The 19,342-nt window shown below is 60.8% G+C and carries 18 protein-coding genes and 2 pseudogenes; 4 read left to right on the top strand and 16 right to left on the bottom strand.

The genetic code is table 11. The annotated features are described in order from the left end of the window. Positions 1 to 395: 395 nt before the first annotated feature. Positions 396 to 659 (bottom strand): annotated as a pseudogene (locus AC1Q8Q_RS04120) (ATP-binding protein); the annotation flags it as partial. Positions 660 to 673: 14 nt separating this feature from the next. Between AC1Q8Q_RS04120 and AC1Q8Q_RS04115 the strand changes: the two are divergent. Continuing rightward, positions 674 to 928: pseudogene (locus AC1Q8Q_RS04115) on the top strand (ATP-binding protein); the annotation flags it as partial. A gap of 357 nt (positions 929 to 1,285) precedes the next feature. Here the strand turns inward: AC1Q8Q_RS04115 and AC1Q8Q_RS04110 are convergent. Further along, positions 1,286 to 2,824 carry an IS3 family transposase gene (locus AC1Q8Q_RS04110; RefSeq protein WP_100773587.1) on the bottom strand — a complete coding sequence of 513 codons (1,539 nt, stop codon included), beginning with the start codon at positions 2,822 to 2,824 and terminating at the stop codon, positions 1,286 to 1,288. Positions 2,825 to 3,044: 220 nt separating this feature from the next. Beyond that, positions 3,045 to 4,895 carry a MobH family relaxase gene (gene mobH / locus AC1Q8Q_RS04105; protein ID WP_103406353.1) on the bottom strand — a complete coding sequence of 617 codons (1,851 nt, stop codon included), beginning with the start codon at positions 4,893 to 4,895 and terminating at the stop codon, positions 3,045 to 3,047. A gap of 287 nt (positions 4,896 to 5,182) precedes the next feature. On the opposite strand from mobH, the gene AC1Q8Q_RS04100 reads away from it, so the two are divergent. Genes AC1Q8Q_RS04100 through AC1Q8Q_RS04090 form a run of 3 tightly spaced genes read left to right on the top strand, consistent with a single transcriptional unit; the run spans position 5,183 to position 6,350 of the window. Further along, the gene (locus AC1Q8Q_RS04100; protein ID WP_103406354.1) at positions 5,183 to 5,503 is read left to right on the top strand and encodes a type II toxin-antitoxin system PrlF family antitoxin; all 321 of its coding nucleotides are present in this window, start codon (positions 5,183 to 5,185) and stop codon (positions 5,501 to 5,503) included. Then, positions 5,503 to 5,961, top strand: a complete 459-nt coding sequence (locus AC1Q8Q_RS04095; protein ID WP_103406355.1) for a type II toxin-antitoxin system YhaV family toxin — start codon at positions 5,503 to 5,505, stop codon at positions 5,959 to 5,961. Before AC1Q8Q_RS04100 ends, AC1Q8Q_RS04095 begins: the two co-directional genes overlap by 1 nt. 23 nt (positions 5,962 to 5,984) lie before the next feature. Next, the gene (locus tag AC1Q8Q_RS04090; RefSeq protein ID WP_442961305.1) at positions 5,985 to 6,350 is read left to right on the top strand and encodes a DUF3742 family protein; all 366 of its coding nucleotides are present in this window, start codon (positions 5,985 to 5,987) and stop codon (positions 6,348 to 6,350) included. A 12-nt stretch (positions 6,351 to 6,362) separates the two neighbouring features. On the opposite strand, the gene AC1Q8Q_RS04085 is transcribed toward AC1Q8Q_RS04090, so the two are convergent. The 13 genes from AC1Q8Q_RS04085 to AC1Q8Q_RS04025 form a co-directional block, all read right to left on the bottom strand. Continuing rightward, positions 6,363 to 7,883, bottom strand: coding sequence for a conjugal transfer protein TraG N-terminal domain-containing protein (locus AC1Q8Q_RS04085; RefSeq protein ID WP_103406356.1), 1,521 nt, complete (start codon positions 7,881 to 7,883; stop codon positions 6,363 to 6,365). 15 nt (positions 7,884 to 7,898) lie between these two features. Then, entirely contained in the window at positions 7,899 to 8,249 is a 351-nt protein-coding gene (locus AC1Q8Q_RS04080) for a hypothetical protein (RefSeq protein WP_103406357.1), read from the bottom strand. Then, entirely contained in the window at positions 8,246 to 9,637 is a 1,392-nt protein-coding gene (locus tag AC1Q8Q_RS04075) for an integrating conjugative element protein (RefSeq protein ID WP_103406358.1), read from the bottom strand. Before AC1Q8Q_RS04075 ends, AC1Q8Q_RS04080 begins: the two co-directional genes overlap by 4 nt. 10 nt (positions 9,638 to 9,647) lie before the next feature. Beyond that, complete coding sequence (locus tag AC1Q8Q_RS04070) at positions 9,648 to 10,583, bottom strand: TIGR03756 family integrating conjugative element protein (RefSeq protein WP_103406359.1); 936 nt, start codon at positions 10,581 to 10,583, stop codon at positions 9,648 to 9,650. After that, on the bottom strand, positions 10,580 to 10,999 hold the full coding sequence (locus AC1Q8Q_RS04065) for a TIGR03757 family integrating conjugative element protein (protein WP_103406360.1): 420 nt from the start codon (positions 10,997 to 10,999) through the stop codon (positions 10,580 to 10,582). The genes AC1Q8Q_RS04070 and AC1Q8Q_RS04065 overlap by 4 nt, the downstream gene beginning before the upstream one ends. Before the next feature lie 194 nt (positions 11,000 to 11,193). Next, complete coding sequence (radC, locus tag AC1Q8Q_RS04060) at positions 11,194 to 11,673, bottom strand: RadC family protein (RefSeq protein WP_231990967.1); 480 nt, start codon at positions 11,671 to 11,673, stop codon at positions 11,194 to 11,196. Between the two features lie 193 nt (positions 11,674 to 11,866). Beyond that, entirely contained in the window at positions 11,867 to 12,616 is a 750-nt protein-coding gene (locus tag AC1Q8Q_RS04055; protein ID WP_103406361.1) for a DsbA family protein, read from the bottom strand. Between the two features lie 16 nt (positions 12,617 to 12,632). Continuing rightward, positions 12,633 to 15,497, bottom strand: coding sequence for a conjugative transfer ATPase (locus AC1Q8Q_RS04050; RefSeq protein WP_103406362.1), 2,865 nt, complete (start codon positions 15,495 to 15,497; stop codon positions 12,633 to 12,635). Beyond that, entirely contained in the window at positions 15,497 to 15,931 is a 435-nt protein-coding gene (locus AC1Q8Q_RS04045) for a TIGR03751 family conjugal transfer lipoprotein (RefSeq protein ID WP_103406363.1), read from the bottom strand. Before AC1Q8Q_RS04045 ends, AC1Q8Q_RS04050 begins: the two co-directional genes overlap by 1 nt. Further along, positions 15,912 to 17,348: a TIGR03752 family integrating conjugative element protein gene (locus tag AC1Q8Q_RS04040; protein WP_103406364.1), complete on the bottom strand. Its 1,437-nt coding sequence runs from the start codon at positions 17,346 to 17,348 to the stop codon at positions 15,912 to 15,914. Before AC1Q8Q_RS04040 ends, AC1Q8Q_RS04045 begins: the two co-directional genes overlap by 20 nt. Further along, a complete protein-coding gene (locus AC1Q8Q_RS04035) occupies positions 17,338 to 18,246 on the bottom strand; it encodes a TIGR03749 family integrating conjugative element protein (RefSeq protein ID WP_103406365.1) in 909 nt (302 codons plus the stop codon). Before AC1Q8Q_RS04035 ends, AC1Q8Q_RS04040 begins: the two co-directional genes overlap by 11 nt. Continuing rightward, positions 18,243 to 18,935, bottom strand: coding sequence for a PFL_4703 family integrating conjugative element protein (locus tag AC1Q8Q_RS04030; protein ID WP_103406366.1), 693 nt, complete (start codon positions 18,933 to 18,935; stop codon positions 18,243 to 18,245). The genes AC1Q8Q_RS04035 and AC1Q8Q_RS04030 overlap by 4 nt, the downstream gene beginning before the upstream one ends. Further along, positions 18,932 to 19,333 carry a TIGR03750 family conjugal transfer protein gene (locus AC1Q8Q_RS04025; RefSeq protein ID WP_092234911.1) on the bottom strand — a complete coding sequence of 134 codons (402 nt, stop codon included), beginning with the start codon at positions 19,331 to 19,333 and terminating at the stop codon, positions 18,932 to 18,934. Before AC1Q8Q_RS04025 ends, AC1Q8Q_RS04030 begins: the two co-directional genes overlap by 4 nt. Positions 19,334 to 19,342 lie beyond the last annotated feature (9 nt).

Genomic DNA, 19,342 nt, shown 5'->3' with positions numbered 1-19,342 from the left:
TATTGGCGCTCATTCAATACATTGAAAGAAAAATGATGCTGGGGAGAAGTTCTCCGTCCGGGTGTGCTGGCCAACGAACCCAGCTTGACGCGCCGTCGACTAATAATCACGGCGGGAGGGAAAGCGATACTCACACGGACTCTTCCTTACAACGCTGAAACGTCAGCGATGTATCTAGGCTGCTCGGCTCGAAAATAACCATCGACAACGTCACATCGGCCTTAAATAGGGTGGGTGAAGGTACAGATGCACGCGAAATTATCACAAACCCATCGACATCGGGTAGTTGTCTGCGGATTCCACGCCATCCGGCCACTCATTCCACCAGCATCCGGCCACCTGTTCCACGCTTATCCGGCCGGGCAGTCGGAGCGCAGCGACGCAGGTTTGCATTGTTAGTTTGAAGTACCCGCTGTCGTCAATTTCGTCGAGCGTCTGCGCATCGATTCGCCCTTCAGTTCGAGGCGGTAAGCGTTGTGCACCAACCGGTCAAGGATCGCGTCAGCCAAGGTCGGATCGCCGATCAGCTCGTGCCATTTGTCCACCGGCATCTGACTGGTCACCAGCGTTGAGCGGTGACCATAACGGTCGTCGAGCAGTTCCAGCATGTCGCGCCGTTGCGCGGCGGTAAACGGAGCCAAGCCCCAGTCGTCCAATAATGTTGAGCTCAACATTACTGGACGACTGGGCCCTGGCCCCGCTGGAAGAAAATGCCCGGCACGACTTGTTGGAAGTGATCGACGACCGCGCCGGCTCCCGGTCGACGGTACTGACCAGTCAACTGCCGGTCGATCACTGGCACGGCTGGATCAACGACCCAACGGTAGCCGATGCCTTACTGGATCGGTTGGTGCACAGCGCGTATCGAATCGTGATGAAAGGGGAGTCGCTGCGACGCAAAAAGACGGAAGAGGAAGCGGCATCGTGACCGATGCGGTTAGAATTTAGACCCCGCGCAATCGGGTGGAGAAACCGGTCACGTTGTTAGCGAAATGACCGGTCACGATGAGCGAAATACGCACCTCCCCAATTCGAGAGCTGTTAAACAACAAAAAACAGGTGAAAACTACTGATCCTTAGGTGGCAGAACCTGAAGAACAGCGCTCATTGCATTTACACAACCATAGCCGAACTGGGGAGAGTGTTCGTTTTGATAATCTTGAGCATCGCCAATTTTTCGCGCAGTGCGCGCCAATAGTTCTTTGACTTCGATGCTAGTAAGTTCTGGGTGTTGGCGCCGATGCCGAATTGATCCAGTGGGGATGCGGACAAAAACTTGGACTGGTTATGCCGCGAAGCCCAGGCTTTCACGATACTCAATGGGACTGAGCGCGCCGAGGGAAATCTTTATACGTTTTTCGTTGTACCAGCGAATGTATGAATCCAAGGCCTGAATGAACTGCTCGATGCTCGTTGACTGCCAGTTGCGAGGATAGAACAGCTCCGTTTTCAGTCGGCCGAAGAAACCTTCACAAGCCGCGTTGTCAGGTGAGCAGCCTTTGCGCGACATCGAACGAATCAGCTTCGCATCAGCGATGCGCGATAACCAGCCGGGCCAGCGGTAGTGAGCGCCACGATCGGAGTGAACAACAGGCCGTTTATCGTTGCTGACCACCGTTTCGACAGCGGCATCCAGCATCGTGTTCACAAGCTCGGCATCGGGACGCGTGCCGATCGACCAACTGATGACCTTCCCATCGAAGCAGTCGATCATGGGGGACAGGTACACCTTGCCGGCCGGGATCTGGAACTCCGAGATGTCGGTCAGCCATTTCTCATTCGGAGCTAGGGCCGTGAAGTCGCGGTTGAGGAGGTTTTCCGGCGCCGGACTGATCTCCCCGAGGTAGGAACCGTATCGACGCCGTTTCGGCTTGGCGACGACTAGGCACTCCTCCTTCATCAAGCGCTGCACCACCTTCTCTGAAAGGCGCACACGCTGCCTGCTCAACGAAGCTTGCATCCGACGGTAGCCATAGCAACGATGATTGCGCTCGAATATGTCCGCCATGGCACGACGCACTTCGGTGTACTTTTCCGCGACCTGCATTCGGGCTCGATGATAGAAATAGGAGCTTCGGGCCAAGCTCAGTGCTTCAAGCAGCTCTGACAAGGAGTATGTCTGCCTCAGGGCATCAGCCAGCAATGTCTTCTCCCGATTGGTCAGGACTTGCCGGTTGATGCCCGTCTCTTTTTTTATGAGTTCATTCGCCCTCATCAACAGGTCATGTTCAAGCTGCAAACGGCGAACATTGAGCTGGAGAGATTCGAGTTGCCGCTGCAACTCCTCTCGTTCCGGTGACCATGAGGGTTCAAGCCGACACTTCATGGATGGGGATACCTCTGGGCCGAGTAGCTGGTTTTTCCAGTTGTACAAGGTCGGCCTGCACACGCCCAGCTTTTGAGCCAGGGCTTTCGCACTTTCTTTTCGCGTGCACAGCGCGATGACGGCTGCCTGCTTCACCGCTGGCGGCCGGGCTAACCCGTCTGATCGACCGACAATACGCGTATGCAACTCGGGGTGCATTTCGTAAATCCAGGCACGCAACGAATCCCGCGCGGGGTAGCCCAACGCCTTGATGGTAGCGGCGATGTTGCGACCGTATTCGAGATAGTGCCCGACAGCCTTTTCCCTTTGGGCCAGTGAGTACTTCGACTTCGAGTTCTCGTAGCCACGCGGCAGGTCGAGGCATCGCTCATACTCTGCGTGCCAGCTCTTCAAAGAGTTCTTCGTCGGGTAGCCCAACTGACGAATAGTTGCCCCGGTTCGCTTGCCCAGTTTGATGTAGAGCTTGACCGCTCGGATACGGTCTTCGTATGAGTACATGAACTACCTCCAGGTAGTCCAAGATTTCCGCCGCATCCCCCTTGGGTCAAAACCGTATCAGCGCCAACAGGTAAATCAAAGAAACGCGCTGATCCTAATGTGCGAAGGTTATGCAGGCCAGCTGACCCGCGTGCCCGACCAGGGTAATTGAGCAGCTTGTGAGTCGCTGAAGGGGCTGCGCCAGCAATGAACGTTGATGCGCGACAAGATCAACGAGGGGTCAAGGCGTTGGCGATATCTGGGAGCTTGCGTTTCCGTTAATGACGGTCAGATACGGGTTATTTGGAGGTACCTCATCAAACAGCTGCTTGGGCTCTAGCAATAGGTAGCCGTGCAGCCGTCGCGATTTGCGTGGCCCGGTGACTTTACAGGTCCAGATGTTCAAACCGTTTTTCTGCTTTCGGTGTAACAAGGATTTATCGAAACGCTTCTGTACCCATTCCCAATCCTGCTGTTTTTCCTGGCGCGCCAACGCGCCAACTTCCGGGTGTTCCTGCGCATAGCGTTGGAAAATGCCGGGGGTGACCAGGAAGACCATACCGCTCACCGTATGCACTAGTGCCCTGGCATCGTTGATGATGAGCCGGCGCGATACGATGGACTGCTTAAGCCAGGTCATGAGGTGCTCGGCTGTGGATCTTGCGGCCTCAAGCGGCAACAGGAACGCTGACGGAACGGACATTGGCGCGGGGCTTTGTGGCATGATTAGTATTGGTTCCGGCACTGTAGAGGTGTCGGGAGAGGGGGGCGAAGCCTCCATCTCGTGTGGGCGGATCATCGACAACAACTCTTCCAGGGCTTCTGGCTGATCTCCCTCGGTCCCGCGTTGGGTGCCGGTTTCCGGCAGTGGGCATATAGCTGGCGCGACCATCTCGGGAGAGACCTTGGCGGGTGCGGGGTTGGCGTCGACCTCCGCTGCCCGCATTGTCTCCACCGTCACGCTGCCTTGGAAGGGAGCGGGGCGCTCGGTGGGTTCCCAGATCAAGGCTGGGGTCAACCGCAACAACGTAAAAGTATGCGACCACCCAGCATCGCTGGTCACTGTCGCTTTCCAGATGGCCTTGCCTGCCTCGGTAGGCTGCAGCATGCCATGATCCTGCAGTACATTGAACACGGCAGTGTTGTTCGCCGGGATGCCGTCGATACCCTGGGATAAAAGATGTGCGCGCAGCTTATCTGAGACCGTCTTGCTCACCAACCATAACGCCTCCTCCGTCAGCCATCCATCCGACGGGCCCGGCTGGTTCAGATTGAACTCTTCCTTCAGCAGGTAGCGCAGGCCATCGAGCAATTTGCGCTGCAGGGCATGCCGTGGGGCCGACATCAACCTGGTCGGATCACCCCCGAGCTCCTGGGCCACTGATGCGCGGTCGGCCTGGACCACGAGCTCACCGAGGACGCCGGCATGTTCATACTGCCCGGCCAGCACATACAGTAACGATGCCCAAAGTGTGGGATAGCCGCTGAGCCAGTCAAGGATGTTCTTATCGAGCAGCCGATGGTAGAGCAAGCCACTGGCTGCGCCATGCAGCCGGTATTCACGGTCGTCCCGGTAGCGGAAGCGGTACGACTGGGTCAGGGGGCCGTGCCAGGGGTGCCAGACTGTACCGTCCGAATATTCCACATGCAGGTCGACGACGATCTTGCCGATATCGTGAAGCAACGCGGCATAAGATATTGCAGCTGTCCAGGCCTCGGACTGGGCTGCTTGGTCTTCCGGAGGGGCACCTCCAGGGAGCAGGTGCGATTGCCGCAGCTTCAGCGCATAGGCGACGACTTCCAGTCCATGGTCAAGTATGCCCCCAGGATAGGCGTGATGGTGGCTTTCCGACGCGGGGAATTGCTGGACCAACTCGGCGTAGCGCTCCAGGGGTGCGAGATACAGGGACCTGAACTGCTTGCGTGAGAGCGAAGTACGTTGCCAGATGTGTTCCAGCAGCTTCTGCCGGCGTGGGGTCGCCAGCAGCGATGCAGCCGACTCCGGCCGCGTCAGCCCCTTACCTTTTACAGCCGCTTCCGTGCGCGCCATCGGTGCCGACACCGAGCGTTTTCGTTGGAACAGCTCGAACATGATGTCACCTGAAGTTGCGGTGGACGGGAGAGCCTTTTCCTTTTCCGGTTAGAGCCTTTCCCCTTGCGCCCATTCCATTGGCCCTTCCCAGCCCTTTGACCTTTATCGAAGCCTTTACATGTACTTCGGCTCGGGGAGTCGCTCTACAAGCTATCCGACACGGTGTCAGTCCTTTTTTTGAGGTAAACGCGATCCGCCTACCGGCGTCTGAAGATCTCGCCAATCTGTCTTGACGCGGAAAGGAATATTCCTTACTATCGGAAAAACTGTCATCCAAGGAGCACGCCATGCCAGCCATTCATGAACTAGCCACGCTCACATCGAAGGGCCAGATCACGCTGCCCAAGCCGATCCGTCAGGCGTTGGGCGTCGATACCGGCGGCAAGGTAGCGTTCGACCTGGGCGAGGATGGGCAGATTGTCGTCACCCGCGCGAATACCGAGCATGAAGATCCGGCCATCGGCGCGTTTCTGAGTCTGCTGGCCCGCGATATCGAGGCTGGCCGGCATGTTCGCGGGTTGCCGGACGAACTGGCTCACGCCATGCTGATGCAGGCTGGGCATGACGTGAATCTGACCAACGAGATTGACGGCGAAGTGGCGCTCTGATGCAGCGGCATGGATGGACGCTACTCTTCCACGACTGTGTGATCGAGCAGTTGCAGAGGTTGTATACCGCCGCGCAGCGCGCGGAGCAGAATGACCCGATAGGATTTGCATCCAATGCCAACGTCAAGCTGTTCCGAGCCCTGAGCCAACTGGTGCTTGAAGTCGTTCCTGGTGAGCCGGCGCGCGATGAGTACCGTCAAGGAAACACACTGGGGCCGGAATACCGCCATTGGCGAAGGGCCAAGATCGGGAGACGATTTCGGCTGTTCTTCCGTTATGACTCGAGGGCGAAAGTGATTGTCTACGCTTGGGTCAACGATGAGCAAACGCTGCGTGCCTCGGGGAGCAAGTCCGATCCGTATGCGGTGTTTGAGAAGATGCTGGGTCGTGGAAATCCGCCAGACGACTGGGACGCATTGGTAACTGCCAGCCGGCAGAATTGGAGCAAACTGGAGTAATTGTTTAACGCGCGTAGCAGGTGATGACTATGAGCACAAGAACTCGCATCAGCAATGCAGAACGCTTTGGCCGCTGGCTCGGCCGCGGATGGCGTGCTTATGTGCGCAGAGAACGGCGGGTATCGGGATGGCTGGTTGCGCAAGGCGTGCCTCCGCCAGCGGTGGCTGTGTTGATCTGGGTCGTCAAACTCGCGGTGCTGGCTGTGCTGCTCTATACCGCTTTCTGGCTGGCTCTGCTGCTGGTGTTCGGCGTGGCTGCAGCTTGGGTGGCCCGCAATACCGATTGGGATGAGCCGCAAACTGAATGGCGGAGCGGCAATCTCGGATTTGGCCTTTACCATCCTGATGGCTCAAGGATCGATCCTCACGATCCCAACGACGAAATGTAGGAGTAACTCATTTTACTTCTTGGCGACATTCATCAGTGAGGTACCCCCTTTTCCGCCTGCCGTTTGCGCGTCCTTGCTGCCATTTACGAGGGCCTGAGTGATTGCACCGGCTTGGAAGCCTGCCCAGCCCAACGCAGTCATCCAAAACGCAGGCAGCACCAAGAACATTGTCCCCATGACGAAATTCAGCAGAAGGTCGCCCAAGGCATTATTCAACCCCATCACCGGATCGAAATTAGTGACGGGCCGGTTCCAACCCCAGCCCGAGCCATAGAGCGCGTCGAGGATGGTGCTGTCGATCCAGCGAGCGAGCTGGAACCAGAAGTCGACGAAGAACAGCGCAAACTGGACCACGCTGACGGTGACCACGGTCTTCAGGTCGTAGGTGCCCATCAACAGCACCAGCGGGATGCAGATCACCAAGGCCATTTTCAGCAGCGACAACACCATCGGCAGGGCCTGGCGCACCGCGTCCATCGCCGGAAATGCAGGAATGGCTCCCACCGCAAGACCTACGTCGCCCGCCGTGCGGGTAACGATGTTCGGCAAGGTCTTGTCGATCTGGCCACCATAATCGGTGTAAACCGTTCCTTGGTTGAGCTTCTGTTGGCGCGGAGAGGCGATTGCGCGGATGACCGAGTCATCAACCTCGCTGCGGCTCAGAAAGCCTGCCCAGCCGGCCAGGCGTGTAAGCAAGCTGGGATCGACCTGGCCCAGCAGACGTGCCCGCAGACCATTGCCATTGTCGCTCCACCATTGCTGGCAGGTCGGGTAGCCGCCCCCGCCGGGCACCTGCGCAAGGCCCGCGTCGCGGTCAGTGTCATAGGGCCAGGCATCGCGCGGCGTGCGTGAGTGGTAGGTGTCATAGTAGCCGCCAGTGTTGACGAAGTAGGTCGAGCCGATCCAGGTCACGTCATGCATCTGCGCGTCGTCGAGTGGGGGGCGGTTCATGAACAATTTCGCCCTGGCGGGTCCATAGCAGTCGTGGGTGAAGTCCGCCACGTTCTGCGCAAGGACAGGGTCGTTAATGCGCGTGGCGTTGATCTCCATCCTCATTTGCCGCAGATCTGTTCCGCACGGGATCGCTGCCACCGAGGCCCCCGTCACCGCACGCGAGAGCGCATGCATGAAGGCCCACCACACCGGCACCTTGGCGCTCTGGTTGTTGAGCGTGCTGAATGACTGCGACCAGCCGGTATCAGTAGGTTGCGGAACATTAACCTGGCACTGTGCCGATCGCGCCTGGTCGTACTTGATCGTGCCGAGGTCAATATCGATAAACGGGATGCCGGCGAACATCAGCACGACGATGGCCACCCAGATGCGGTTCTCGATGCGCATCGAGGACAGTACGCCCTTGTTGCCTTCGTCGGCCCCTTCAGTACGTGCTTTGAGCCATTCCTGGATAATAATGGCTATAAAGGGAATGGCAAACACGCCGCTGGAGACCAGCACCGACCAGATGCCGTTGTGGACGATCCAGCCCACGAGGGTCAGGTAATACTCCAGATAGTCAGTGGTGAAAAGCGTCATGTTCGAGGTCTCCCGTTAGACCGCCTGCATCAGCAGGCCGGCCTCCAGTGCGACGATCACGATGAGGCCGGCGATCTCGGTACGTAGCAGCCGGCGCCGTGCCGAGGCATCCGACTCGCGTGTCAGCAGCCGACGGCGCATCCATACCCAGCCATAGACGGTTGCCCCGTAGAGACAGAGCCGCCACAACAGGAAGTAGCCAGCCGCGTCCGCCAGCCAGCGTTCCCAGCCGACAATGCTGCCGACCAGATAGAGGCCGGCGATGTTGGCCGCCGCTGCCAGCGCAACGAGCAGCAGCGTCCATAGCAATGCCCTGGCGACGCGGCTGTTGAGGAGCCCGCGCGGCCGTAGCCATGCTGCGTTCATGGCGTGCCTCCTGGATGGGAGCGCTGTAACTGGTCGAGGCGATCCGGCACCGGGTCGCCCTCGTAGATACCACGCGAGCCTGACGCGCGCGTGCCATGGCGCTGAATGATCGTCATAGGCGAGTTGTTTGCCAGCTCGCGCCTGATCTCCAATTCGGTTTTGAGGTTAAGGATCTCGCGGTCGAGTGTGTCGCTTTCATGATTGACCGCATCGACGGCCAACTGGTTGGCCGCGACATTGGGTTCTTTCTTTCCGGTCAGCAGCGTGCGCTGCAGCAGCAGAGCCTTCTCCAGTACCGACGCCAGCGCTACCTCGGACGCCAGGCGGTGGGCGAGGACATCTTGGTCGGGCTCGTCACGCAGGGCTTCGATAACGCCGCGGGTAACCGGCAAGGATGTACTGCCGGCTGCACGCAAGTTCTCAACGGTGGTATGGCGGGCGCCGCTGATCAATTCCTTCAGCGTTTCCAGCTTGGTCTCGTACTCTTCCTGAATCAGCGGCGTCAACCCGACGCCTGGCACGGTTTGGGTCTTGGTGCAGGTCTCGCAGGTGCGCTGCTCCTGTTCGCCGAGCACGCGTGTGGCCCAGTCGGTGGCCGCTTGCGGCGACGACCAGGTCTGGCAGGCCAGGCTATTACAGCTCGTCGGGTCGATGGATGTTGGGTCGGTTGCACTGCGGCCATTGACCAGGTTGTAGCCGGCACGCGTTACGTCGCTGATCACTTTGATCGACGGCTGGCCGGCACCGCCAGCATTGCCGCCGCCCACCCAAGGCACGCCATCCTTGCCCCGGCTGGTTTCAGCCTGTTCGATGGCCGACACCGCGTCAGTGCTCGCCACCGCCTGGCGCAACGCCATGCCCTCGGCGAGCTGGCTCCAGCCCATCTGGCCGCCTGCCGTGTCGGCCATCTTCTCGGCCATCGCGCGGCAGGTCAGTTTGGAACGATCAAAATCGAGCCTGGCCTGAAGAATACCGTTGGTCAACAGGTTGTAGAGGCCGGGGTCTGCCCGCTGAATGATCAGCGCCGGCAACGATGCGACCGCGCTCGTCGCGTTCTGGATCACGCTGCTCATGATGTTCTGAAAGCCATTGGTGAGGCCGTTGAGCTGGTTCTGGATTGTGGTGCTGATGTTCATGTCACCGCACATCAGATTGCTGTTCCAGCCCGCGCCCACACCGAGAGAATGCATGCCGGCCGCGCGGCTCATGGATACCGCGCTGCCGCCACCAATTGAATACATGAGGTCGTCGCCAATCACGCTGCCGCTGTTTTGGAAACCGTCGGTTCGGGCCGATACCAGGTTGCTGACCAGCACCAGCGCGCTGGCCAGCAGGGCCACCTGCCACCGCAACGGCAATTGGTGGAAGAGGGTGACAGGACGCTTCATTGTTTTCCCCTCAGTTGAAGTCTGTACTGCCGAGGAACGTCTGCCCGCGGCGTTCGCAACAGCTGTATGGGCGCCAAAGCGCCCAGGCATAATCACCTTGCTGGGCCTGGGTCAGCGGTTCGCTGTGGGGGAACACCACGCAGCGGTTGGAAAGACGCGGCGTCAGCTCCTGCCACTTGCCGGTCGAGGCATTGCTTTCCTCCAGCGCTCCGGCCGGCCAGTAACCGGGCTGCGAGTTCGCGAGCAATGGCTGATAGACATGCAATTGCCCCCGCCGGGTGACGATGTCCCCGGCGCGTTGGGCGACCACGGCGCCGGCCTTGTAATCGTCGACCTGATGCAGAAATCCGCCGCGCGGATAGACGGCGCCCCACAGGTTGAACGTGCTGCGTGTGCCGACCTCGCGCTCGCCGGGCGTCAGTGCTTCGGGGTACACCATTTCGGGGATGTTGTAGCGCCACGCGATAGTGTCGAGCGTGCTCAGCAGGTATGGCATAAACGCGGTGCCGGCACCTTTGCAGGCGTAACCTGAGGTGCTGGCGAATTGGCCGAACACATGGCCGCCGGGATGGCCGATCACGTCGGCGTTCTTGAACTTCGCCATGTTGCTTTCATTGTCATGGTTCGTCGTGCCGTCGCCGCCTGCCTGGGCCGTCACGTTGGGGGCGCTCATGACCCGCACTTCGATCCACGGGTTCTCACCGGTGTTGGAGTAATTCGAAACCACGGCATCCGGAATGTAGTGGCGCACCTTGGTGGACGTCCGCACCGAGCAGCCGAACGGCGTACAGAACAGCCAATAGCAGATCCCTATCACTCGGTATTCCAGGCACGATGGGGACAAAGTGGAAGACACGATGGTCGCGGTGTTGAGGGCGAACGATGACGATGCGGTCGCCAATAAAATGGTGGCGATGCCGGTACGCCGAAGGCGGGCACACTTCATGGTTGAGTCCTCCGGTAGGCCTCGATGCGTGCGATCGCCTTGGCGACGTCCGGCTCGCCATAAACTACGTAGCGTTGATCCATAACGATGGCGGGGAGGGTGGTAATGCCCAGGCTCCAGGCATCGGTCACGTCCTGGTAGGTCCTGGCCAGACGCTGCTCCAGCGCGGGGCCGCCGTGCTTGAGGCGCTGCTGTACCAAGAGTGACGCTTGCTGGACATCACTTGGAAGATCGGTCGACAGTTCGGCTTCAATACGCGCGGGTGCATCCAGCTCGATCAGTCGGTCAGGTGTACCTTGCACGGGATGTTGGCGGTCGGTGATGACCCAGATATCCATTGCACTAGCCGCAGAGGCACACAGCGCAATGGCCAAGGCCAGGCACCTGATCGGGCCGGGGGAAAGAGAACACAACATGGCGCAGCATCCGGTGGTTCATGACCTCGGTAGTGCAACGCATCGCGCTTAACGCGACAACAAACAATCGGAAATGGGAGGTGCCCGGTTTCCATGCGCCTACGAATCGCGGTATTTCGTGGACAGCAGATACCCCATCGAAAGCATCGCTTCCGATGGGGGGTTGGAGCGTCAGCAAGCTGGCGCGAAGAGGATCAGATCAATCCGTGTTCGGCGAACGAATAAGGATCGCCTTTCCCGATGATGAAGTGATCCAGCAGACGGATATCGACCTGTCCCAATATCTCCTTCAATCTCTGGGTCAACGTTTCGTCCGCCGTACTGGGTTCAGTACAGCCGGAAGGGTGATTGTGGCAGAGCACCAGAGCGGCGGCGTTATGGTCCAGGCAGCGCTTGAGCACCACCCGTGGATAGACGCTGGCGCTGTCGATAGTGCCTTGGAACAAAGGCTCGTAGGCCAGCACCTGATGCTTCGAATCGAGGAACACGGCGCCAAAGACTTCATGCGGCTGTGCTGCGATTTTCAGCTGCAGGAAATTGCGCACATCCTCCGGGCTTTGCAGCGAGGGGCCGCGAGTGAACACTCGCTGCTCAAGGATGACCAACGCCTGTTCGATGATTTGGTCGTCGTCCGGTGTGCCGACGGGATTGAGTGAAGCATTACCACTGATCATGGCGAGGGATGTGGACATGGGAACCTCCTTTAGGAATTGGAGGCAGCCGTCCCTGGAGGGCGGACCCTCCGGAGACAGTGACGATAGGCATCCGCCACCGCTTGCGCGGATGACCGTTCGCTCGGGGGATGCGTGGCGAACTGGCGTGCAGTCAACGCGGTCGAAACCGCGGCATAGCCTTGAAGACCGCGGGCTATCTGGGCATGTCGCCGACAACGTCGGCAGGCATTTGGTGATGAAGTTGTGCTGCGTTTGGCGCTGTACCGTTGGACACCAATAGGTCCAATGCCGACAGCAACGCGTCGCCTTCAGCCGGGCCGGCCAGGGTCAGTGACTGGCCGCTGTGGTGGTCGATCAGGTGCAGGGTCGGGGTGGCGCTCACGCCGTTGTGGCGTGCTTCGTTGGCCTGCGCCTGGATGATGGTGTCGGGTCTCTTACTGGCGAGGCAGGCTTGCACGGTTGGATTCTGGCCGTGGTACTCGGTGTCGGGCGGCAGGCCCTGGCCATCGCTACGGGTATGCTGGTAGATCCAGCTGATGGCTTGCCAGAACGCGTCATGTCCGTGGGACTCGCCGATGCATTCGGCCAGACGCGCCTGTCGGGTCGCTGCCGGCTCGTGCATGGCTAGCGGCAGGTGGTGCCATTGCAGATTCACCTCCGGGTGCTGGTCGATCCAATGCCGCAGGATGGGGTCATAGGCCCTGCAGTAGGGGCATTCGAGGTCGGCGTATTCGACAATGGTGAAGCGCGCATTCGTGCGTCCATAGCGCCAAGGTGGGCCGGCCGGGTGCTGCGCAGCGGTGGCGTCCGACGTGTGGGTTGACTCATGCGACTCGTCGGCCCACGGCCAAAGCCAGAGCACGAGCAGGCCAGCAATCACCACCCCCAGCAGCCAGACCCAGCATGGCCACCGACGGCAGAGGAGGAGAGTGGGCGAAGGCATGGCAGAATCCTCGACGTCAATCAAACAGGTCGTAGCGCAGCGGCTCGATGCCCCGCGCCCGGTCGATCTGGTCGGCAACCCGCAGCGCGGCTTCCAGTTCACTGATGCCGTGCTGCTGCATCAACTGAAAACGTTCGGCCTTCTCTTCGGGTTCCGTCATTGCCAGCGCCAGGTACAGGCTGGGCGGTACCGCCCTGAACAGCAACTCCATTGATTTTGACAAAATCACCCCTTCGGTGAATTTTCCGGCTTCCTTGCGCGCGGACAACATCAGGGCCTTCTGCGAGGCGTTCAGTTCGCGGAACCGGGCAATCTTCTCCACCTCGTCCGGCGGCATGCTCAGGCAAATCCACCACTCGATCATGTTGAGCATGGGCTCGGCGGCTTTCGGCAAATCGTCCAGGTTCTGCGTTGCCAGCCAGTACCAGGCGCCCAGTTTTCGCCACATCTTGGTGATCTTGACCACGTAGGGCGCGAGCAGCGGGTTCTTGGTGATGATGTGGCCTTCATCGGTGACATTGATGATCGGGCGGCCGAGGAACTGGTCGCGCTCGGCGATGTTGTTGACGGTGTTGATCAGCGAGATATAGGCAATCGACAGCTGCGCGTTGTAGCCCTCGCGCGCGAACGTCGCCAGGTCGACAACCGTGATATCGGCCTCCGGCCAGGGCGTCCCCGGCCTGTCGAACATCTCGCCATCGACGCCCTGGCAGAACATGTTCATCGCATCGGCCATTTCCAGCAGACGAGTACGACGTGTCTCGGGTAACGTCGAATCGCAACCGCGTTCGCGCAGCGCATTGCGTACATCACGGGTCAGTACCGTGCGTTTTTCTATCACGCAGCGATGGGCGGCCTCGAGGATGCACTGACGGATCAGGCTGCGATCGGCGCGGGTCATCCTGGCTTCCTCTTTGTCCTCCCCGCCGGTGATCATCAATCGTGCGGTGATCTCCAGTTCACCCAGCACATCACGTTGCTCGTCAGCACTGGCATCGCCCTCGGCGGATTCTTCATCGAGCGCGTCGGCATCAAGTGTCTGGACCTGGCTGGGTGTGTCGACCAGACGCCAGGCGTCGGCGAAGGGTGCAAGGCTCACGCCTGCGCCGGGCGAAAGCCTGACGCGATGCACCGTCAGCCCCAGGCGCGCGGCGAACTCACCGTAGAGGCCAAAGCTGTTACCGGCTTCCACGATGAACAGCCGTGGCCGGTAGATGGCGGTGATCTGGTTGAGGATGTTGTTGAGCGTGGCCGACTTGCCTGAACCGGTGGGGCCGAACAGGAACAGGTGTGCATTCATCTGGCGGTCGAGTCGGTTCAACGGATCAAAGGTGATGGTGCCGCCGCCACGGTTGAAGAAGGTGATCCCGGGGCGGCCGGTGCCGGCACTGCGCCCCCAGGTCGGTGCCAGGTCGGCTACATGCTGCGCGAACATGAGCTGCGTGTACCACTGACGTTTGTCTTTGCCCGGGTCATAGACACAGGGCAACCAGCGCAGGTAGCTGTTGAGCGGCGCGACTTCATCTTCTTCGCGTACCGGTTGCAGGCCTGCGTTGAGCAGGACGTTGCCCAGTTGCAGACCGCGGGTATCGAGGTCTGCCATGTCCTGACCCCGCAGGTAGAACGCCAGCGAGGCGCGATACAGCTTGTGTGCACTGCCAATCAGGCCGCGCGCCTGCTGGACGTCCTTCAATGCCTGTTCCGAGGCCAGGGTTTCACCAACCGCCTTTTTCGCCAGGTGATTCAGGTGCGCCTCAAGAATGTCCTGCGGCGTGACGACCATCGTCAGGCACATCACGGTGTCTTCGGGCATCTGATCCATCAGGGCATTGATCGCATCACCGCCCTTGCGGGTTTCCCCGGTGATGTGCCCGGTGTTGGGCGGCGTGCGCAACCGGTCGACAACAACGGTTCGGTGGGGCTGGTCGTCGAAGTACCACAGGCCGTTTTCGACGTCAGAGCGGGGCTGGCCGAAAAACAGGCGCTGCGCGAAATCCGTACCACTGGCCAGTTCCAGCTCGCCGGGTTCGGACTCCGTCGGATAGGCCGTGAGGCGGTAGAAGCGTTCGCGGTCTTCTAACGTGGGGCCGAGCATCGTCGGCCGCGGGTTGAACCAGAGCACCAGCCAGGCATGAATATCTGCCGCCTGCAGGCGACGGGCGCGTATGCCCGCATTGGACAATCCACCGACCAGCCGGTCGCAAATGACATTCAATGCCTGCTCGGGGGATTGCCCGCGTCGGGCGGGCGTATTCCCTGCACGCCGATACACCACCAGGCGGACGCGGCGCGTTTGGCCGCGCCAGGGTAACTTGGTGACCGTGCGGTCCTCGAACAGGCCGCCCTGCTTGGCAACGGCCCGCAGATGGTGACCGAAAAAGCGCAGGTAGAACTCGCTGAAGGCGCTGCCCTGTGCCCGTGGCTGGAGATAACTGCGCAGGGAGGCAAGGTACGGGTTCCAGTCGGTCTCGTCCTGAGCGTAGAGCTGCATCACCCAGGGCGAGTCATCCAGTTCATCGAAACTGTCCTGTAGCGCGTTTTCCAGGGCGTCGCGCGCCTGCGCAAGCCAGGCCGCCTCACGTCCCTCCGTACCGACGGGCATCAATTCAAAAAATGCCGCGACGGAGACGCCGTCTTCGAGCAGCATGCATTTTGAATCGGGCAGGTATTCGACCCAGGGCAACAGATCAGCGAATGAGGGTACGACGTCATAAAGCGCCTGCTCGTCGGCCTGTGTTGCAGGACGCCGCCGCGCGGCACCGGGCTTGCCCGGCGCCGGAATGCCGTGCGCTTGCAGTTCGGCAACATGGCGCTCCCAGGCATCCGGGGTTGGCCTGTCTGCCTGAGTTGTCTCAGGTACGCGGGAAAATGGCCAGCGCATCAGTAATCCTCGACCCGCTCACCGGGCATGGCGTACTGGACCCGCTGGTACAGGGGAAAGACGGTTGTGTACCCGGGAACGGGAGCGGGATCAGTGCCTGCCAGATGGGGAAAGACGTACATCACAAGGTCCGGATTGGGCAGGCGGTGAAACTGCCGGTAGATCTCGTTCTGTGCGGTGCGGGTATAGCTTGCGTTGACAGTCGGCGCCGCGTTTACATCGTCTTGCGTGAGTGGCCGGCGCAGCGACTGCCGGGCGTCCAGCAGTTGCTGCGCGCTCTGTCCGCCACGCGCGGCACCGCCGGTCTCCTCGTTCCAGATATCGAGCATGGTGTTGCCGTCATGCGGCAGCATCTTTTCCTTGCTGGTCGAACAGCCGGCCAGGGCCGCGGTCACCATGAGGACCGTCAGGCCGTTAGTCCAGATCCTGTGCATGGGGAGCTCCTCCGAGACGGTGATCGACGCGACGACCTTTGGGGGCGTAGTCGATGCTGAGGGGTTGTTCGAGATGGACGGCAACCTGGGCACCGGGCTTGACGTAGACGGCTGCGAAGGCCTGCCCGTAGAGCTTGTTCACCCACTGCGACATGTCCTGCACGCCGCCCGCGAGGATGCGGCCCACCGCTTCGTTGCCGGTAATACCGACGGTGCCCATTGAACCGTTGTTGTTAGCCACCACAGCGACGCTGTCGTTGTCCGATTTGATCAGCGATGCGATGCCGGCACCCGCCGCCGTAATCAGCGCCTGACTGCTGAGGTACTGCTGGGCGTTGCTGCGGCGTTCACCTGAAACGCACGGGATGCCATAGGGATCGCTGATCCAGCCCAGGCCCTCCTGGGTAGCGTTGCTGCCCCTGTTGTCCTGCTGCTGGTTATCGCCGCGCTCGCCCTCTTCGGGCACGGTGCGGATGGTGCCGTCATGGAACACGAACGTCACACTGCGGACCTGGCCGCGCACGCAGGACAGCGTCCAGTCGCCTGATGCGGTACCGCTGACCACCGCGCCGGACACCTCGGGGAGGTCGATGCCGTTGGCGGTGAGGTTGTCGGGACCAATGAGGACCTTGAACGGGTAGGGGTCATTCACCGTACCGTCCACTGGCACGCGCCCGATCAACGCAGTCATCGCAATCGAGCCCATCAGCGTCGCGTTGGTTGGTACGGTGTAAACTGGCGTTGCGGTGGACACACCCGCCGCCTTGCTGCCAGCTTCCACGACGGTCTCCCGGGTCGCTTCCAGCGTTTTCTGCGCGGGCCCGAAACGGGTGGGGAAGCTGAAGCTGTCGCGCTTGCCGGAGGCGCCACTTTTGCCATCGCGCCTGGCATCGTCCGGTTCAATCCAGTGAATACCGTCACTGCCGAGTCCATCGCCGTCCCCGGGCTTCAGGCCCAGACCGATGGGAAGGTCGGCATCGCCACGCTGACTGTACAGCCCTTCGATTTGGCGCTGCAGGTCTTGCAGCAAGCCCTGAGCTTGCTGCCGCTCGCCGGAGACCTGTTCACGGTCGTTGCGCAACTGGTTACGTTCGGTCTCCAGCGCACTCTGAATGCGCCGGTCAATTGAGCCTTCACGCTGACGCAACCGCTCGTTTTCAGACTTCTGCGTTTTGTTGTCCGCCATCGCGCTCTGCAATTCGGTACGCAGTTGTTTGACCTGACCTACCAGCGTCGCCACGGTGTCGCGAGGCGTATCGCCTTCGATACCCAATGCCTTTGCCTCTTGGGACGTCAGCCGGGGAGTGCCGTCATGGACCGGTTGGCCGTTACCGCCGGAAAACAGCTTGATCCCGACGAACACCAGCAATAGCGTCATGGGCACCATCAGCCATTTCAGCAGGCCATTACCTTTCATGACGAGCTCCGTCCTTCGGGGCTGGCGTTGAGGGGGACGGCAGATTCAGCGCCGCATTGATCGGGCTGAGTGTCGGCAGCAGAGATTTGGCCAGGCCATGCCCCCGGGTCACCAGGTAAACCACCGAGGTGTCTTCCGGGGTACCGGCAGGCCCCAGGGTTGAATGCTGAAACGCAGCGGTCATGAAATCACCCTGCAGTTCACGCGGATCCAGGGCGAGCCGGCGGGTCGACCTGTTGGCCAGCCTGACGGCGGTCACCCACACGTCATCCCGCCGCCAGGCGGCGATGGCCCTGGCCTGAACGGGTAGGGTGGGCAGCAGCGTATCCAGGGGCAGATGGCGGCGCAGGTTCACGCGCGTCACGCCAGGAACGGACTCGACCGTGCGCAGTGGGGCGTACAGGTTCTGCGCGGCGTAGCGGGTCAGCACCACGGGCACAGGCGTTTCATGGGCGGCGCGAGGCGGGGCGGTTGTGTCGACACTGCCATGACTGCCCTGAGATGTCTGCGTCTCGCCGTAGCGTTGAGCCGGGCCCTCAGCCTCAACAATACGCACCGGCTCCATCGCCGCCTGGCCTGTCACAGCGGGCTCGGCCGCGATGTCCAGCAGGATCAGTGTCCCGTTGTCAGCATCCTGCAGTTGCAGGCGTGTCGGTTCGATGGGCTCACTGGCGCGCAGATAGAGTGCACCACCGGCACTTTGTACCCGCAGGCGTCCGGCGAGCGAGGCAGGCACACCCACGCGGACGTTGCGGTCGATGAACACGATCCGCTCCTGATCCACGATCAGGGAAACCGCCAGGGGCAGGCGCTCCCAGCGCAGGATCTCCACGGCGTGGACTGCCGGCGACAGCACAACGGTGAGCTGCAGGCTGAAGGCACAAAGCAGGTGTTTCATGGCGTCTCTCCCATAGCGCCACCCAGCCCGCCCGGCGTTGTGCTTGCAGGCGTGACAGGGTCGGGGCTGATGATGCGTTGCGGTGCGCCGCTGTAGCAGTCCAGGACCAGGCCGAAAGGGTTGCGCTCGGGGTCGACGTCCACCCGTACGACCTTGAGCGGGTAGCGAACAAGGGCCCGTTTGACCTGCTCGGCGCCGTAGTATTCATCCGCCGTTACATCAAGCGTGACGATCCAGTCGCGGTCGGAGACGACTTTCACCCGCAGGGTTGGGTTCTCGCCGTAGCCGCGCCCCGGGATCTCATAGAGGCCTCGTACTCGCTGACGCAACTCACCTGCCGTACGGCGGTATTCATAGTCATTGCGCAGAAAGGTCTGGCAGGCGGGAGTGAAATAGGGCGCCAACACGTGGATGTTGCGCGCATAGTCTTCGTCACCGTTGGTGGGCCAGCGCTGGAGTTGCTGCCAGATGTAGAACGAGAAGGCGTAGACGCTTTCGGGTGGCACTTCCCACCACTTCCGGGTACTGCCGGAGCGCAGGTCGGGCGGGACGTGCACGGTCAGGTCACGCGGTGCGCTCCACCAGCCGCCGCCCATCACCAAGACGATGACAAGTAGTGCGCCAAGCCCCAGTCGTAGGGTCCTGATGTGCGACTGGAGGTGGGTAATTTCGTTCTTGAACCGGCTCACGCTGCCTTGGTCCTGCGCGTGCTCCAAGAACCCGAGCTGATCACCAGGGCGTGCGCGCCCACAAAAGCGGCTAAGGCTGGATAACGCTGTGCGATCCGCCACTGCAGTTGGCGATACAGCCAGGTGTCGGGTCTGCCACGTTTCTGGCGACGCAGCATGCCTCCACCTGCAAACACCCCGGCAGCGATGCCCAGCATGATGGCCGTGGGCACGATGGCAATCGTCGAAAACACAAAGGCCAGCGGCACGCCTACCACCAGACTGCCTGCTGCCGACAGCCCGGCGCAGATCCACAGCTCGTCTGCGGTAAGGCCGCGGACGACCACGGGGTGACGGTTGAGACGGTGTGGAAGAAACACCACCGTCCCGTCAGGCCGAATGTCCTGATGCGTGCTCATGGCATGACT

Source organism: Pseudomonas sp. GW823-FHT06B06, from assembly GCF_058795195.1.
The sequence above is the reverse complement of the archived record's forward strand: the minus strand, read 5'-3'. Positions and strand labels throughout refer to the sequence as shown.

Coding starts and splice junctions, on each gene's coding strand:
- AC1Q8Q_RS04110 (WP_100773587.1), bottom strand. CDS start 2,824: ATGTACTCATACGAAGACCGTATCCGAGCGGTCAAGCTCTACATCAAA.
- mobH (WP_103406353.1), bottom strand. CDS start 4,895: ATGTTCGAGCTGTTCCAACGAAAACGCTCGGTGTCGGCACCGATGGCG.
- AC1Q8Q_RS04100 (WP_103406354.1), top strand. CDS start 5,183: ATGCCAGCCATTCATGAACTAGCCACGCTCACATCGAAGGGCCAGATC.
- AC1Q8Q_RS04095 (WP_103406355.1), top strand. CDS start 5,503: ATGCAGCGGCATGGATGGACGCTACTCTTCCACGACTGTGTGATCGAG.
- AC1Q8Q_RS04090 (WP_442961305.1), top strand. CDS start 5,985: ATGACTATGAGCACAAGAACTCGCATCAGCAATGCAGAACGCTTTGGC.
- AC1Q8Q_RS04085 (WP_103406356.1), bottom strand. CDS start 7,883: ATGACGCTTTTCACCACTGACTATCTGGAGTATTACCTGACCCTCGTG.
- AC1Q8Q_RS04080 (WP_103406357.1), bottom strand. CDS start 8,249: ATGAACGCAGCATGGCTACGGCCGCGCGGGCTCCTCAACAGCCGCGTC.
- AC1Q8Q_RS04075 (WP_103406358.1), bottom strand. CDS start 9,637: ATGAAGCGTCCTGTCACCCTCTTCCACCAATTGCCGTTGCGGTGGCAG.
- AC1Q8Q_RS04070 (WP_103406359.1), bottom strand. CDS start 10,583: ATGAAGTGTGCCCGCCTTCGGCGTACCGGCATCGCCACCATTTTATTG.
- AC1Q8Q_RS04065 (WP_103406360.1), bottom strand. CDS start 10,999: ATGTTGTGTTCTCTTTCCCCCGGCCCGATCAGGTGCCTGGCCTTGGCC.
- radC (WP_231990967.1), bottom strand. CDS start 11,673: ATGATCAGTGGTAATGCTTCACTCAATCCCGTCGGCACACCGGACGAC.
- AC1Q8Q_RS04055 (WP_103406361.1), bottom strand. CDS start 12,616: ATGCCTTCGCCCACTCTCCTCCTCTGCCGTCGGTGGCCATGCTGGGTC.
- AC1Q8Q_RS04050 (WP_103406362.1), bottom strand. CDS start 15,497: ATGCGCTGGCCATTTTCCCGCGTACCTGAGACAACTCAGGCAGACAGG.
- AC1Q8Q_RS04045 (WP_103406363.1), bottom strand. CDS start 15,931: ATGCACAGGATCTGGACTAACGGCCTGACGGTCCTCATGGTGACCGCG.
- AC1Q8Q_RS04040 (WP_103406364.1), bottom strand. CDS start 17,348: ATGAAAGGTAATGGCCTGCTGAAATGGCTGATGGTGCCCATGACGCTA.
- AC1Q8Q_RS04035 (WP_103406365.1), bottom strand. CDS start 18,246: ATGAAACACCTGCTTTGTGCCTTCAGCCTGCAGCTCACCGTTGTGCTG.
- AC1Q8Q_RS04025 (WP_092234911.1), bottom strand. CDS start 19,333: ATGAGCACGCATCAGGACATTCGGCCTGACGGGACGGTGGTGTTTCTT.